At 33.7% G+C, this 14,856-nt stretch carries 15 protein-coding genes; 5 read left to right on the top strand and 10 right to left on the bottom strand.

Going from position 1 to position 14,856, the window contains the following annotated elements; all coding sequences use genetic code 11:
* Positions 1-4: 4 nt before the first annotated feature.
* Entirely contained in the window at positions 5-862 is an 858-nt protein-coding gene (locus GGR32_RS00500) for a hypothetical protein (RefSeq protein ID WP_183475486.1), read from the top strand.
* 27 nt (positions 863-889) lie between these two features.
* Positions 890-1,906, top strand: a complete 1,017-nt coding sequence (lpxK, locus tag GGR32_RS00495) for a tetraacyldisaccharide 4'-kinase (protein ID WP_183475485.1) — start codon at positions 890-892, stop codon at positions 1,904-1,906.
* Here the strand turns inward: lpxK and gap are convergent.
* Complete coding sequence (gene gap / locus GGR32_RS00490) at positions 1,886-2,893, bottom strand: type I glyceraldehyde-3-phosphate dehydrogenase (protein ID WP_183475484.1); 1,008 nt, start codon at positions 2,891-2,893, stop codon at positions 1,886-1,888. The genes lpxK and gap overlap by 21 nt on opposite strands.
* 3 nt (positions 2,894-2,896) lie before the next feature.
* Positions 2,897-3,772, bottom strand: coding sequence for a lipoyl synthase (gene lipA / locus GGR32_RS00485; protein ID WP_183475483.1), 876 nt, complete (start codon positions 3,770-3,772; stop codon positions 2,897-2,899).
* 210 nt (positions 3,773-3,982) lie between these two features.
* Between lipA and GGR32_RS00480 the strand changes: the two genes are divergently transcribed.
* The gene (locus tag GGR32_RS00480; RefSeq protein ID WP_183475482.1) at positions 3,983-4,576 is read left to right on the top strand and encodes a hypothetical protein; all 594 of its coding nucleotides are present in this window, start codon (positions 3,983-3,985) and stop codon (positions 4,574-4,576) included.
* A gap of 307 nt (positions 4,577-4,883) precedes the next feature.
* On the opposite strand, the gene GGR32_RS00475 is transcribed toward GGR32_RS00480, so the two are convergent.
* Both GGR32_RS00475 and GGR32_RS00470 read right to left on the bottom strand, forming a co-directional pair.
* Positions 4,884-5,561 carry an SIMPL domain-containing protein gene (locus GGR32_RS00475; RefSeq protein WP_183475481.1) on the bottom strand — a complete coding sequence of 226 codons (678 nt, stop codon included), beginning with the start codon at positions 5,559-5,561 and terminating at the stop codon, positions 4,884-4,886.
* Positions 5,562-5,618: 57 nt separating this feature from the next.
* Positions 5,619-6,257: a rhomboid family intramembrane serine protease gene (locus GGR32_RS00470; RefSeq protein WP_221403667.1), complete on the bottom strand. Its 639-nt coding sequence runs from the start codon at positions 6,255-6,257 to the stop codon at positions 5,619-5,621.
* 111 nt (positions 6,258-6,368) lie between these two features.
* On the opposite strand from GGR32_RS00470, the gene GGR32_RS00465 reads away from it, so the two are divergent.
* Positions 6,369-7,241, top strand: coding sequence for a lysophospholipid acyltransferase family protein (locus GGR32_RS00465; protein ID WP_183475480.1), 873 nt, complete (start codon positions 6,369-6,371; stop codon positions 7,239-7,241).
* On the opposite strand, the gene glmM is transcribed toward GGR32_RS00465, so the two are convergent.
* A complete protein-coding gene (gene glmM, locus GGR32_RS00460) occupies positions 7,242-8,630 on the bottom strand; it encodes a phosphoglucosamine mutase (RefSeq protein ID WP_183475479.1) in 1,389 nt (462 codons plus the stop codon). It lies immediately after the preceding gene.
* A 124-nt stretch (positions 8,631-8,754) separates the two neighbouring features.
* Here glmM and GGR32_RS00455 point away from each other — a divergent pair, with 124 nt between their 5' ends.
* The gene (locus GGR32_RS00455) at positions 8,755-9,339 is read left to right on the top strand and encodes an acyl carrier protein phosphodiesterase (protein WP_183475478.1); all 585 of its coding nucleotides are present in this window, start codon (positions 8,755-8,757) and stop codon (positions 9,337-9,339) included.
* Positions 9,340-9,353: 14 nt separating this feature from the next.
* On the opposite strand, the gene GGR32_RS00450 is transcribed toward GGR32_RS00455, so the two are convergent.
* From GGR32_RS00450 to GGR32_RS00430, 5 genes are all read right to left on the bottom strand, one after another.
* On the bottom strand, positions 9,354-10,376 hold the full coding sequence (locus tag GGR32_RS00450; protein ID WP_183475477.1) for a cytochrome-c peroxidase: 1,023 nt from the start codon (positions 10,374-10,376) through the stop codon (positions 9,354-9,356).
* Positions 10,377-10,441: 65 nt separating this feature from the next.
* The gene (locus GGR32_RS00445; RefSeq protein ID WP_183475476.1) at positions 10,442-11,311 is read right to left on the bottom strand and encodes an MbnP family protein; all 870 of its coding nucleotides are present in this window, start codon (positions 11,309-11,311) and stop codon (positions 10,442-10,444) included.
* A gap of 41 nt (positions 11,312-11,352) precedes the next feature.
* On the bottom strand, positions 11,353-13,278 hold the full coding sequence (locus tag GGR32_RS00440) for a TonB-dependent receptor plug domain-containing protein (RefSeq protein WP_246415154.1): 1,926 nt from the start codon (positions 13,276-13,278) through the stop codon (positions 11,353-11,355).
* A gap of 75 nt (positions 13,279-13,353) precedes the next feature.
* A complete protein-coding gene (locus GGR32_RS00435; protein ID WP_183475474.1) occupies positions 13,354-14,274 on the bottom strand; it encodes a hypothetical protein in 921 nt (306 codons plus the stop codon).
* Positions 14,275-14,468: 194 nt separating this feature from the next.
* A complete protein-coding gene (locus GGR32_RS00430; RefSeq protein WP_183475473.1) occupies positions 14,469-14,852 on the bottom strand; it encodes a hypothetical protein in 384 nt (127 codons plus the stop codon).
* Between the last annotated feature and the right edge of the window lie 4 nt (positions 14,853-14,856).

Raw genomic sequence — 14,856 nt, 5'->3', positions numbered from 1 at the left:
TTATATGAAAAAGATACTCTTTTTAGTCATTAGCATAAGCATTGCACTTACATCCTGTAAGAACGATGATGATAATGGCACCCCTATTGAAAACAATAATAGTATAACTAAACTATTAGCATCATACACATACTGGTTTATAGAACCAACAGATTTACAAAATATTGCCGATGTTGATTTTGTAAAAAACGCCATTACATTAAGCTTTCAAAATGAAGTTATTTACGCACAAAATAACCTTATTGGCTTTGATAACACAACAATGGGAAACGCCGTTAGCACCTACACAATAAACCAACAAGGAAGTGAAGCTTATATTAATGTAGATAACCGCAAATACCGTGTTTATGGCCTAGGAAGTAACGCTCTTAAATTAGTAGACTCCTACGATACTAATATCGCATTTTACATGACGGGTTACAATGCAAACGACTTTAATTTAGACGATGCTACCTATTCGCGTATAATTCATCTTTTTAACGAGTACCAAATGTGGGTAAAAACCGAAGAAGTAAACCCTGATAACAATAACTCTGTATTTAAACATTACAATTACCTAAGGTTTGCCCCAACATACAGCATGTTTACCTCTACCGATACCCAAGGAAAAACATACGACCAAGTAGACTGGCAAGCTACAGACTCTAAAAAAGGATCTTTCTTTATGAAAGAAATTAAAGATGAAGACGTTTTAAACAAACCTAGGCATCATGAAATGAGATTTTTACACCTATCAGATAACGGAGAAACTACATACACCGATACCTTAGAGGTTTATATTATTAACCATAATAAAATAAAGTTTATCGATAAAAAACATATCGAACACCACTTTGAAGGAAGTGTAAATACTCCTTTCTAAAAGCAGGCTCAATTAGAGAAGCTTATTATGCAGAAAAAACTCAGAAAAATACTCCTCTACCCCTTTTCCTTACTGTACGGATTAGGGGTTTATTTTCATATCCTTATCTATTCCTTAGGAATAAAAAAAGTAACCTCATACAATTTCCCTATTATATGCGTAGGGAATTTAAGCGTTGGTGGCACAGGAAAATCTCCGATGATAGAGCTCCTTTTAAAAATATTCCAAGAAAACAATAACTTAAAAAATATAGCCACTCTAAGCAGAGGCTATAAACGCAAAACAAAAGGGTTTATATTACTAAATGGGAAAGAAACCGCGCAAGAAGTTGGCGATGAACCTTTACAGTTTAAACAAAACTTTCCCCTTGCCAATATTGCTGTTTGTGAAGATAGGCGTATAGGGATTAAAAACCTTCAAAAATTACCCGTAAAACCTTCGGTAATTTTGCTAGACGATGCTTTTCAGCATCGAAAAATAAAAGCTGGTTTTAACATGCTGCTCACTTCATACGATAATTTATACTGTAGAGATTACCTTCTCCCTGCTGGTAACCTTAGAGAACCCAGAAGCAGGGCAAACAACGCTAATTATATTATTGTTACCAAGTGCCCAGATACACTTAGCTTACAAGAAAAAAAAGACATTATAGCTTGTTTAAACCCTACGAAAAATCAACAAGTATTTTTTGCGGGTATTTCTTACGCAGAAAAGGTAAAAAATAAAACAAATCAATTACCGCTAGCCCAACTTCCTAATTTTACATTAGTCACAGGTATTGCCAAACCCAAGCCCTTATTAGATTTCTTAAATGAGAAAAAACTTAAGTATACACACTTAAAGTATCCAGATCACCATAATTTTTCTAAAGAAGAACTCGCTTTCTTAAAAGAAAAAGAACTTATCATCACAACACAAAAAGATTATATGCGTTTAAAAAATGTAATTCCCAACAATAAAATATTCTATTTACCTATAGAGACTAAAATCTTAGATGATACAGAAATTTTTAAAAAAGGAATTTTAAAGGTGATGAAGCTTTAGTATTAAATCTACAAGCCTATTGCTATACCCGCGCTCATTATCATACCAACCGATTAATTTTACCAAATGCCCATCGATAACCGAGGTCATTTGAGCATCAAAAATACAAGAAAACGGATTTCCTATAATATCTATAGAAACAATAGGATCCTCGGTATAACTAAGTATAGCTTTCATTTTGTTATCGGCAGCTTCTTTAAAAAGCATATTAATGCTTTCTATACTTGCTTTTTTCTTTACATTAAGTGTCATATCTGTTAAGGAAGCATTAGGCACGGGAACTCTAATTCCGCAGCCTCCAATAACATGGCTTAAATCAGGAAAAATTTTAGTTAAGGCTTTAGCGGCTCCTGTTGTTGTAGGGATAATAGATTGTGCTGCAGCCCTAGCTCTGCGTAAATCTCGATGTGGTTTATCGTGTAAACTCTGATCTGATGTATACGAATGAACCGTTGTAATATAAGCTTGCTCTACCGTAAAGGCTTCATGTACAAGTTTAAGCATTGGAGCTGCATTATTAGTTGTACAAGAGGCATTGGATACTATATAATCTTCTTTGGTAAGTAAATAATCATTCACTCCCAATACAATTGTTTTAATGCTATCATCTGCTGGTGGAACCGACAAAATTACTTGTTCTGCTCCATTTTCTATATGTTTTTCTAACTGCGCTCTCTCTTTAAACTTCCCTGTTGCTTCTACAACAAAATTTGGTTGGTATTTTTCCCACGAAAGTTTATCTAGGGTACTTTCCTGCAATAACGGATAGAAATCATCATCTACAAAAATACCTTGGGTATTATGCGAAACCATATTGGGTAATACCCCATGAATACTATCGTATTTTAATAAGTGTGCTAATGTTTTCGCATCGGCCAAATCGTTAATAGCAACCACTGTAATGTTGGGATGATTGAGCAACAATCTAAAAAGGCTTCGGCCTATACGTCCAAAGCCATTTATAGCTACTTTTATGGTAGTTTGCATAGGTTAATTTATGTGTTTCTGAGCTTTGTAGGAAGAGCGTACTAAGGCACTACTTTCTACGTGTCTAAAGCCAAGCTCTTCTCCTATTTTTTTATAAATTTCAAACTGATCTGGTGTAATAAATTGCTGAACAGGCAAATGTTTTTTACTAGGTTGTAAGTATTGCCCTATAGTTACTACATCTACATTTGCTGCTTTTAAATCTTCTAATGTTTGAATAACTTCTTCCTCTTTTTCTCCAAGACCTAGCATTATACCAGATTTAGTTCTGTTTATTCCTTGATCTTTAAGGTATTTCAATACTCCTAAACTACGTTCATATTTTGCTTGGATACGTACTTCTCGTGTTAACCTTCTTACCGTTTCCATGTTATGCGAAACCACTTCTGGTGCAACTTCTACAATACGGTCTATGTGACGTTCATTCCCTTGAAAATCTGGGATTAGAGTTTCTAATGTAGTGTTAGGATTCATTCTTCTTATGGCTTTTACGGTTTCTGCCCAAATAATAGACCCCATATCTTTCAAGTCATCTCTATCTACGCTTGTTATTACCGCATGTTTTATCCCCATAAGTTTTATAGAGCGCGCTACTTTTTCTGGTTCATCCCATTCTACAGTATCTGGTCTTCCTGTTTTTACGCCACAAAAACCGCAAGAACGAGTACAAATATTTCCTAAAATCATAAAAGTAGCCGTTCCTTCACTCCAACATTCTCCCATATTAGGGCAGCTTCCTGAGGTACAAATGGTATGTAAATCGTATTTATCTACTAGGTTTCTTAAATTGGTATATTTCTTTCCTGTAGGAAGTTTAACACGTAACCATTTTGGTTTTTTTATTACTTTATCTGATTTTGTTAGCGTTTCTACTGCCATAAGTGTCTTTTTTCTAAACTTCAAAGATACAAAATCTAATAGTTAGTAAAGATATTTAACCTTAGTGTTTTCGGTTTCTTTTTTTCAACAAAACGCTTAATGTAACCTATTTACTATCAATAATATACAAACATTATCTATAAATAGCTTATTTTTACATGACTTTTATATACTTTTCGTGTCTAAAATAAAAAACATATTAAAAAGATTATGACAGTTAAAAACGTATTTTTAGGTTTATTTTTATCTATTTCGGCTACTTTATTTGCACAAGATTCTCAAACAGAACAGAAAGTTACCACAGATTCTACTGCGGTTTCTCCCAAAGTAATTCTTTTAGAAAAATCTAATTTTAACAATACTGCTAAAGAAAACAAGTTGCAAATAAAAGCGCATGAAAACTCTGAAAAAAAAGCTCAACTTGATACAAAAAGAGTAGATGCAGAGCAAGCAAGACTAAAAGCTGAGGCCGAAAGAATAAAAGAAGAAGAAAAATTAGCCAAAGCGCAACAAAAACAAGCTGAACGAGAGCTAAAGCAAGCTGCAAAAAAAGCAAAAGCTGAAGCGAAAGCAATAAAAAAAGCAGAAAAAGCAGAAAAAAATTATTTAAAGGCTACCGATAAATATCACAAAGCGCAGCTTAAACTAGAGAAAGCTAAAAATAAATTTGAAAAGCAAAAGCTGAAGGGGAAAATGTCTCCTGCAAAAATTCAAAAAGAGCAATTAAAGTTAATGGATCAAGAGATTAGGCTTAAAGAGTTGAAACTAAAAATGCAACAAGCTGAACGAAAACTACATAGTTAAATAGCTAGTATTATTATCATTTGTGCCAAGTTGAAAACCTATTACGATGATAGAATCTTAAGCTTCGTAAATAGATAAGAACAAAAAATAAACCAGAATTATAAAAGAATAATTCTGGTTTATTTTTATTAAGAGGTTTTTAAATCTTCCATTCCTTAATAATATCATCGAGTTTTGATATAAGACTGTGCTATAAAATTCGAGTAGAGATATTATATACTACGAAACCAATAGTATTTACTACCTGCCATAAAAAAATCCGTTGAAATTAACTTCAACGGATTTTTTTATTTAATAAGTCTATTGCTTAATGTAACGCAAAGTTTACTTGTACATCTACTTTTATTTGCATCTCACCAACCGCTATGGTTTGTTTATCGTTACCTCCTCTGGCGCTGCTTTCCATTGCCATTGTTTTGTACATAGGTCCTGGGTAATGATTGTTGCTTTCTGAGATATAAATTGCTTTTCCTAAATCCTGCCCTAAAGCATCGGCAAATACTTTCGCTTTTTCTTTGGCATCTTTTATCGCCTTTACTCTAGCTTGCTTGGTTAACTCGTCTAGTTTAGAGCTTGTAAAGTTTACATTTCCTATCCTATTTATTCCTGCATTTAGTAAACCTGCTATAACGTTTTCGTACTTACTAATATCAACAAGCTTAATAGAAATACTTTGGCTAGCTACATACCTGTATGTTTTGGTATTGTATTGGTAGTTTTTGTTTAAACTTATACGTTCTGTTTGCACATATTTTTCGGCAATTCCTTCTTTCTTTAAAAATTTAAAAACCTTATCTACATCTTGATCGGTTTTATTTTTTACTTCAATGGCAGTATCTCCTTCATGCTCTACACGTACATCTATCAATACTTGATCTGGAACAACATTTACAACTCCTTCTCCTGTAACGTGTACGCCTTGTGGTTGGTTTTGTGCAGATAAACCACTAGTAATTAAGGTTAATGCAATAACTAATTTTTTCATAGAATATAATGTTTATTAATTTATACGTAGCTTAAAACAATAATGATACCAAACCTTTTAAAGTTTACCTTTTCGTTGTAAAACAAACAAGATTATTATAGGAATTACTAATAAAATAGTCATTAATGTATGTTGTGTAATTACCCACGGGTTTATTATAAGCGTAATAAAATATCCGCCCATTGCACCACCAAAATGGGCATCATGACCAATATTATCCATCCTATTTTTCATTCCGTATATAGAATAAAGCAGGTAACCAATTCCAAAAATATAAGCAGGAATAGGAATTAAAAAAAAGAGTCCTAACATCATATCGGGTTGCAATAAAATAGAAGCATACAAAACTCCCATTACCGCACCGCTTGCCCCTACCGCACTGTAATAATATTCTTTTTTATGGAAAAATAACGAAACTAAATTTCCTAAAATCAAACTTCCTAAATATACCAAAACAAAGCCTATATTCCCTAAATAATGAATAACAACATCGGCAAAAAAGTATAAGGTTAGCATGTTTAAAAACAAGTGAGAAACATCTACATGCAAAAACCCCGAAGTTAATAGTCTTATTTTTTCTCCTCGTTGTATAGCCCCGATATTAAATTTATATTTTTCGAAAAAAACAGCATCATTAAAACCCTTTATAGAAAGAATAACATTGATGGCTATAATGGTTAAGGTTATCATATTCATATTGTAAATCTTATTTGGGTAAAGATAAATAAACCGCCTTAGATGAAAACCGATTAGTGTAATTTTTTAAAAATATACTGTATCTTTGGAGGCTAAATACTTGAACGATTTATGCAGCGGTTTATCTATATTATTTCCTACCCTTTATTATGGTTTATTTCCAAACTTCCTTTTAAAGGAATTTACCTAGTAGCTACCGCTGTTAGTTTTATTGTTTTTAACCTAATAGGCTACCGCCGAAAAGTAATTACCAGCAACTTAACTCATGCTTTCCCTAACAAATCTAAACAAGAAATAAAGGAAATTAAAACCAAGTTTCACTTGCATTTTTGCGACTTGTTTTTGGAGATGATTAAGAGCTTAACCATCACTGATGATGAATTAAAAAAACGATTTGTAATTACCAATCCAGAAGAGCTAACTCGTTTACAAACCTTAAATAAAAGCCATGTTGTTATGATGGGGCATTATGCGAGTTACGAATGGGTTACAGCATTGCATTATTATGGGTTACACTATAAAGGTTATGGAATTTATAAACGTATAAAAAACCCTTATTTTGATAAGCTTATTCGAAAAATAAGAAGTCGACAAAATACCACCATGCTCGATACTAAAACAGTACACAAACAAATGTTTAAAGATAAGCAAGATAAAGTTTTAGCGAGTTACGGCATGATAGCCGACCAAGCGCCAAAAGGGGGAAATACAAAATATTGGCGAAACTTTTTAGGAAGAGAAGTACCTGTTTTTATAGGCAGCGAAGTAATTGCTAAACGCTTAGATTATGCCATTACTTATTTACAAATAGAAAAAGTAAAACGCGGTTACTACCAAGCCACGTTTATCCCTATTACTGATAATCCTAAAGATTTTGAGGATTATAAAATTACCGATAAATATTTCGAGTTGCTCGAAAAACAAATTATCAAGCAACCCGAATATTATTTATGGAGTCATAAACGCTGGAAACACGCCAAGTAATTATATGCCTGCAATTTCTTTAATTTCTGCTATAAATTTTTCGGCTAGAATATCGGCAGTTTCTTGAGTTTTTGCTTCGGTATAAATTCTGATAATAGGTTCTGTATTCGATTTTCGTAAATGCACCCAATTTTCTGGAAAATCTATTTTTACCCCATCTACGGTAGAAATTTCTTCCTTTTGGTAACGCTGTGCTATGGTAGCCAAAATAGTATCTACATCTAAGCTTGGTGTTAACTGGATTTTGTTTTTTGCCATATAATATGCAGGGTAGGTTTTTCTTAACTCAGAAACACTGATGGAGCGCTCTGCTAGTAAAGATAAAAACAGGGCAATCCCTACCAAACTATCTCGACCATAGTGCAACTCTGGATAAATAATTCCGCCATTTCCTTCTCCTCCTATTACGGCTTGAGTATCTTTCATTAATTTTACCACATTTACCTCTCCTACTGCACTTGCGCTGTAAGTTCCTCCATGCTTTTCGGTAACATCTCGTAAAGCTCTTGATGATGATAAGTTGCTTACCGTATTTCCTTTTTTATGTCCTAAGATATAATCTGCTACGGCAACTAAGGTATATTCTTCTCCAAACATTTGTCCGTTCTCATCTATAATGGCAAGCCTGTCTACATCTGGATCTACCACTACGCCTAAATTGGCTTTTTCTTGAAGTACTTTTTTACAAATATCGGTTAAGTGTTCTTTTAAAGGTTCTGGGTTGTGTGGAAATTCTCCCGTAGGCTCACAATATAATTTTATAGTTTCTACGCCTAATCGTTCTAACAATAATGGGATGGCTATACCTCCTGTAGAATTTACTGCATCGACTACTACGCTAAATTTAGCTTTTTTGATGGCCTCGGTATTTACCAATTCTAAGTCTAAAATCTCATCGATATGCATATCGATATAAGCATCGTTTTTAGTGATTTTCCCTAAATCATCTACCTCAGCAAATATAAAATCTTGTTTTTCGGCAATTTCTAAAACTCTAGCTCCTTCTTCTGCATTAATAAACTCTCCTTTATTATTTAGCAATTTTAAGGCATTCCATTGTTTAGGGTTATGGCTAGCGGTAAGAATAATTCCGCCATCGGCATGCTCCATAGGCACAGCAACTTCTACTGTTGGTGTGGTAGATAGCCCTAAATCGATTACCTGAATTCCTAAGCCTACAAGCGTATTCATTACTAATTCTTGTATCATCTCGCCCGAAATTCGAGCATCTCTCCCAACTACAATTCTATAGTTTTCTTTAGGCAATTGTTGTTTTACCCAAGTACCATAAGCGGCTGCAAATTTTACCGCATCTACGGGGGTTAGGTTATCGTCTGTTCTTCCTCCTATGGTTCCGCGAAATCCTGAAATAGATTTTATTAATGTCATAAATGTTTTCTGCTTTTAATAGTTTAAGATTAGTGTTCTGCTAAAGTACGAGATATCGTTACAAAATGGCAATTAAAATGCTAAAAATAAAGCTTGTTAATTTATTTATAGTATTTTTATGCGCATGAATTACCTTGCACACATCTACCTTTCAGGTACTAATACAAATATTCAGATAGGAAACTTTATAGCTGACGGCATTAAAGGAAAAAGTTACTTAGCCTACCCTCCCGAAATCCAAACCGGTATTATTTTACACCGAAAAATAGATAGTTTTACCGATACACATAAGCTGGTTTATCAAAGTGCTCATCGTTTTTTTGATGAATTTAGGCATTATAATATGGTGATTATCGATGTGGTTTTCGACCATTTTCTGGCTAAAAACTGGGAAATTTATCATGATAAGAGTTTAGGTGTTTATGCTGCCGATTTTTATCAACTTTTAAAAACTAATTTTGAAATTCTTCCTGATAGAATTAAAAACCTATACCCTATTATGGTAAAAGAAAATTGGTTAACCTGTTATGCTTCTCTAGAAGGTTTACATTATATTTTATCGCAAATGAGCAAACGCATAAAAAGAGAGATTTCCCTGCAAAATGCCGTAAAAACCTTAGAAGAAAATTACACCTTGTTTGAAGATGAATTTAAATTGTTTTTTGATGAGCTAAAAACCTATACCCAAACAGAGCTCCTTAAATTATAAACCGAAACCTAAACTTATTTTCCAGATACAAATTTAGCATCACTCAAAGTATGCATAAAAGCAATAAGTTGTTCTTTTTCTTGCTCGGTAAGCGGAATACTGTTGTTATTTTCTTTAAAAATAGGGTCTAAATTATCGGCCTCTAAAACACCTTCATCAAAATAATCCAACACTTCTTTTAAGGTGTTAAACTGCCCAAAACTTCCGTAAGGAGCTGTATAAGCTATGTTTCTTAAACTCGGCACACGAAAACTCATATAATCCTCCAGGTTTCCTGTAACTCTTGCTCTTCCTGTCTCGTTTGTGTTTGTATTTAGCGGGAAACCTATGTTTCTAAAACTTTGGTCGGTAAATAAGGCCGTAGCATGACAACTGGCACATTTCTGTTGAAAAACTTCATAACCTTGCTGCTCTGTTTCGGTAAATGTTTCTGTTTTATCCCGAACTACTTTATCGTATTTACTGTTGGCTGAAATCAAGGTGTATTCGTATTGCGCTATGCTCTTATAAATTCTGTCTGAAGTTATTTCTTCATCGCCAAACGCTTTAATAAATAGCGCTGTATAATCCTCATCTTTACTAATTTTGGCTATTACTTGAGATAATGAAGAATCCATCTCTTCATGTGTTATAATAGGAACTATCGCTTGTTTTTCTAACTGAAGTTTACTCCCATCCCAATTATAGAATTTCATAAAAGCTAAATTTTGTATTGGTGGGGTATTTCTTATTCCTTCTCTATTCGCTACGCCTATTGCACGAGGTTTATCATCGGCAAAAGCATGACTTTGTATATGGCAACTAGCACAAGAAATGCTATTATCTGTACTAAAACGTTTATCGTTAAATAGTTTTTCTCCTAATGCTACCCCAAATTCTGTTGGTGTGTTGGTATAATAGGCAGCATTTACCGCTGGGAAATTTTCGGGTATTTGTACGGCTAATGCTGGATTTTTAGGCAGTATTTTTTCATAATCATCATTACTACATGCGCTAAAAAACAATACACCAATAAATAAATAAAATATATTTCTCATCACTATCATTTTTTAAATTTAACTCAAGCCGCTTTAAAGTTTCAAAACGGCTTGAGTTAACATGATTAGTTTTCTACACCTTGAATAGAGAACATGCCTTTAGTATCGCTTTGCCCATTTCCGCCAAGGTTATCTACAAACTTCATCATTTGTACAGCTGTATGTACGTTTGGAGTAGCGTTATCATTCATTCCGCTACCAGAAGTTAATGTTATGGTATTGCTTTTTCCGCTCAATAAGTTATTAAAATCTGCCTTGATGTTAATTTTAGGAGCTTTACTTCCAACAATAGCGTTTTCGGTAAGGTCTAGCGTAATGTCTCTATAAGCATCAACCCCTTGAATAAAATTGCCTTCTTCATCGTCATCTATGGTGCTTCCGGTATGGATAGACATTTCTTTATGATCTGCATCGTAAAAACCTTCTATTTTGGTAAAACGGTAACCTGTTCCCCATTCCCACATCATTTCGGTATCGTTTTCACCTGCTGCTGCATAGAAGTTAGGAAATTTAGTTTCGTCTAATACATTAAGGTCGCTTCTTACACCTAAACCAAATTTAATTTGCTTGTAATCTCCTGTAGGAATATCACTTAGCACATAATTTAGGCTTTGTGGTTTAGCTTGGTTTATTACAGTAGCGCCTTTATCTAAATTATTGATATGGTAAGGAATTTCGCTTCCATCGGTCTCAATTAACCTAATGTTACTAATTACATATTTTAACTCGGCAAAATGATGTACTTGTCCTGCTGCCGATGTATTTTCTGTAGCCTCTGTAGCGGTAGCATCACCCAAAACAATAGGTGTATCGTTAAACGTGTTTGTAAAGCTTAAGGTTACATTATTTGCAACAGGTGCACTATCATCATCACTACATGAAACAATGGCTAATACGGTAAGTGTTAATAAAATATATTTTTTAATGTTTTTCATTTTTAATAAATTTAAAAGGTAATACTAATTGTTTTTTTGATTTAAAAATCGATTTTTAAAGACGTAAATACATTACGCCCCATTCTCGGAATATTTCCCCAATCGGCATAGGTGCTATAATACTCGTTTAAAACATTCTCTGCTCCAATTTGGAAAATAAACTTGTTGTTTTTTATATAAAAAGCATAATTGGCAGAAAGGTTCCATATCTTATACGCTGGGGTATTATCTTCTCCATATTTAGGACTATAATCAACTTGCTCCAGATCTCCGTTTAACGAGGTTTGTACACTTAGTTTTTTATAATTATATACGAAGGCTGTTTGATAACTCAACGGACGAATAAAAGGTAGGTTACCGCCTTTATCATCTTTCCCTCTTACATAAGTTAAGTTTCCTTTCCATTGTAAATTTGGGGTGATTTTATAGCTTCCATTTAAAGAAAAATTTACTATCTCGGCATAGCTTAAAGCGGTATAGCCTTTAACGCCCACAGATTGATAATTCATAGGGCTTCCTAAGCTTAGTATCTCACCGATAATATAATCTTTTATATAAAAGTAATTTACTTTGGCACTTAGGTTAAGATTTTCAGTCTTAAAACCTGCGCTTGCATTAAGCTCGTATGAAGTTTCATTCTTTAAATTAGGGTTGCCTACATAATCATAACGATCAAAGCTGTTATAGATATAATACCCATAAGCTTCTGAAACCGAAGGAGCTCTTTGCCCATAACCACCACCAATTGTAACATTAAATTTATTAGCAAAAAGTGTATAATTGGTATAAATACTAGGCAAGAACCTTGTTTTCTCTTGGGGTGCTCCTGGATAAAAAATCCAATTAAAATCGATGTACTTTGAGTGGTTATAATTAAGCCCTAAAGAACCTCCAAAATTTAACTGACTTATGGGCGATATATCCCAAGAATTACCTAGAGAAACTCCCGCATAACGCGTAGTTACCCAAGGCCAACTATAGGCAAACATAGTACGTTCTGATCTGTCTTGCGGATACATTCGCATTTCTGCAATAGCAATATTCTGATATGCGTTTACCTGAATTTCTGAGCTTAGATTCTCCTTGCGTAAATTTGCCTTAGAGGTTAAACCAAAAGTGGTGCTCCAACCAGGCATATCCATGTGTACAAGGTTTTCTGGTCGGGTGGTATCATCCATATAATGCTCTATGGTATTAAAGTATAGCTTGGTATCCCACACTCTTAATAAACCTTCTTCAAACAATTTCTTGTAAGAAACCGATGTAATTAAGGCCCTAGACAACCATAAATCCATAGGCAATGCAGGATAACCTACATCTTTTGCTACATCAAAAATAGCATCGAAACGCAAAGCGGATAACGGACTAGTTTTATAGGCCAACCCTAATGAAGTATTAAACTTTTTATACTGCGAATGCTTAACCTCGTTATCCTTACCATCGGTATAGTTGCTGGCTTTACGGTAAGCCACACTTGCATCGGCTACAAATTTATCGCTAGCAAAAGATAGATTACCAAGGTTAAAGAATTGTTTGTTATTAAATTCATAACCTGTTTGATAAGTACCTTTCCATTCGCTTCCATAGTCTGAAAACAGTGTGTTTTTCCGTTTTAAGTTTATACTTCCAGAAACTGTAGCGCCATGCATGCTTCCTTCTTGCCCCGATTTGATATCGATTTCAGCCAAGTTATTACTTTCTACATAAGCTGTAATCGGATCCATTTTATCGGTACAAGCGCCAAAAATGTGCATTCCGTCTATAGTAATTTTAGAGCGTTCGCTACTCATGTTATTTAGCAAAGGTTCCCAAGCATAAGCGCCGCGTTTAATAAAGCTAATCTGATCTGAGGATGCCAAATACTCATCTACCGAAACTGCCATTTTCATCTCTGTTTCAATCTTTTTCTTTTTGGCAATAATCAGCATTTCCTCCAAGGTATTTACTTGGGTGGTATCTGATAGCATTGGTGTTTTTTGCGCGTAAAAAGGGCTACTTAAAAAACACATTAATAGGCTGTAATAAAATGTTTTCATAAGTAATTAAAATAAAATGTCTATATAAAGCTCACTCTTTTCGCCTTCTACACCAGGGGTAAAATCGGTAGAAACTTCGGTTCCTTTTACAATTTTTCCATTCTGATTTTGCATGATGAAATTTAACGTCCAATTACCCGTCATGGTATAATTTACAACACCATGATACAAGCCATCTTCTCCTTGTATTAAATCGCGATTATTAGGTGAAGAATGATTTCCCATAGAGGGTTCTGGCATTCTTGGGTCTAATAACAAGGTGTACTTATTTACTACTGCAAAAGAAGATGCTAAAGCATTAGGTTCGTTATTAATTATAGCGCTTTCATCACCAACATACTTATATATTCCCGCTACCAAATTGTTTTCGGCTACTTTGGGTTTTTGAGGAGCGATAAGAGCTATGATATAGTATTGTTCATCATTCCCTGTAAAACTCGTCATGTTTAAGTTTTTGTTGGGTTGTTGTACTACAGAAACAATTTTATCTACTTGAAAATCGCCACTTTCAATAGTGAAATTGAGCTGAATATTCCAATCGCCAACATTACTATCCTTAGTAAACACCACATAACCTTCAAAGTATTGCTCATCCGAATTGTATTCTAAAATAGAAGCATGCGGACACGATTCTTGCTTATCGGCTACGGTTAAAACAGGAAAAAATGTAATGGTAGAATTTGCCAAAAATTCCTCTGTCTGAACGTTTGTTAGCTTTACACGAACCTCATTATATCCTTTATAAAAAGTTCCGTTTAATGCTTCTACGCTTATTTTATAGGTTTCTTTTTGAGAAGAAAAAACTTCTTCAAAACTATAATTCTCGGGAATTTCTACTGCTATTTCTTCCTCAAAATCTGTTTTATCTAGGGTGCAAGAAGTCACTGCAAAAAATAGTGCAGGTAAAACTAAATGAATTGCTTTCATTGCTTAAAAAATTATCAATTAAATAGATTATATAAGTATGCTTTTTATATAAAAAACATAACAGCCTAGAAAGAAGATTTATAAGTAAACCTACTGCTTAACTTTTATGGCAACCATACACGTTTAAAAACATAGGTATAGCCAACCAAGTTCTAAATTTGGTTTATTGTTTTAAAAATCTTTTCTACACTGTTTTATACAATGAAAGAAATAGGAGGACGTAAAATAGATGTTGTGTGAAGATGTTTGTAAGAATTCTTATAAAAATTATCTTCTTTTTTGGTTACTGTGAAAGAAGCCCAATTTATGGTTGGTGTTTTTAATTCTTCAAAATATAAAAGCTGAAATTCTATTTTTATAGAGCGATTGCTTTCGGGAGAGTTTTCTGTTTCAGTATCTGTAGAAGATTTTGCAAGCTGCTGCATTAAATAACATTTTCCGTTACAATCTAATTCAGGCTTATCTTTATTAATACAAAGTACTTCGGCTATGTAATCATAATTAAACGCGTATTCCAGAAATGGTAATACTGGTTTAGAAAGCATTAAAAGTGCTAATATGAAAAAAGCGTACTTCATATTA

Origin of the sequence: Mesonia hippocampi (genome assembly GCF_014197445.1) — a bacterium.
Taxonomy (GTDB): domain Bacteria; phylum Bacteroidota; class Bacteroidia; order Flavobacteriales; family Flavobacteriaceae; genus Mesonia; species Mesonia hippocampi.
This window is presented reverse-complemented; position numbering and strand designations above follow the sequence as displayed.

What these genes read in the sequence shown, in the direction of transcription:
- GGR32_RS00500 (WP_183475486.1), top strand. Translation starts at nt 5, where the DNA reads ATGAAAAAGATACTCTTTTTAGTCATTAGCATAAGCATTGCACTTACA.
- lpxK (WP_183475485.1), top strand. Translation starts at nt 890, where the DNA reads ATGCAGAAAAAACTCAGAAAAATACTCCTCTACCCCTTTTCCTTACTG.
- gap (WP_183475484.1), bottom strand. Translation starts at nt 2,893, where the DNA reads ATGCAAACTACCATAAAAGTAGCTATAAATGGCTTTGGACGTATAGGC.
- lipA (WP_183475483.1), bottom strand. Translation starts at nt 3,772, where the DNA reads ATGGCAGTAGAAACGCTAACAAAATCAGATAAAGTAATAAAAAAACCA.
- GGR32_RS00480 (WP_183475482.1), top strand. Translation starts at nt 3,983, where the DNA reads ATGACAGTTAAAAACGTATTTTTAGGTTTATTTTTATCTATTTCGGCT.
- GGR32_RS00475 (WP_183475481.1), bottom strand. Translation starts at nt 5,561, where the DNA reads ATGAAAAAATTAGTTATTGCATTAACCTTAATTACTAGTGGTTTATCT.
- GGR32_RS00470 (WP_221403667.1), bottom strand. Translation starts at nt 6,257, where the DNA reads ATGAATATGATAACCTTAACCATTATAGCCATCAATGTTATTCTTTCT.
- GGR32_RS00465 (WP_183475480.1), top strand. Translation starts at nt 6,369, where the DNA reads ATGCAGCGGTTTATCTATATTATTTCCTACCCTTTATTATGGTTTATT.
- glmM (WP_183475479.1), bottom strand. Translation starts at nt 8,630, where the DNA reads ATGACATTAATAAAATCTATTTCAGGATTTCGCGGAACCATAGGAGGA.
- GGR32_RS00455 (WP_183475478.1), top strand. Translation starts at nt 8,755, where the DNA reads ATGAATTACCTTGCACACATCTACCTTTCAGGTACTAATACAAATATT.
- GGR32_RS00450 (WP_183475477.1), bottom strand. Translation starts at nt 10,376, where the DNA reads ATGAGAAATATATTTTATTTATTTATTGGTGTATTGTTTTTTAGCGCA.
- GGR32_RS00445 (WP_183475476.1), bottom strand. Translation starts at nt 11,311, where the DNA reads ATGAAAAACATTAAAAAATATATTTTATTAACACTTACCGTATTAGCC.
- GGR32_RS00440 (WP_246415154.1), bottom strand. Translation starts at nt 13,278, where the DNA reads ATGCTATCAGATACCACCCAAGTAAATACCTTGGAGGAAATGCTGATT.
- GGR32_RS00435 (WP_183475474.1), bottom strand. Translation starts at nt 14,274, where the DNA reads ATGAAAGCAATTCATTTAGTTTTACCTGCACTATTTTTTGCAGTGACT.
- GGR32_RS00430 (WP_183475473.1), bottom strand. Translation starts at nt 14,852, where the DNA reads ATGAAGTACGCTTTTTTCATATTAGCACTTTTAATGCTTTCTAAACCA.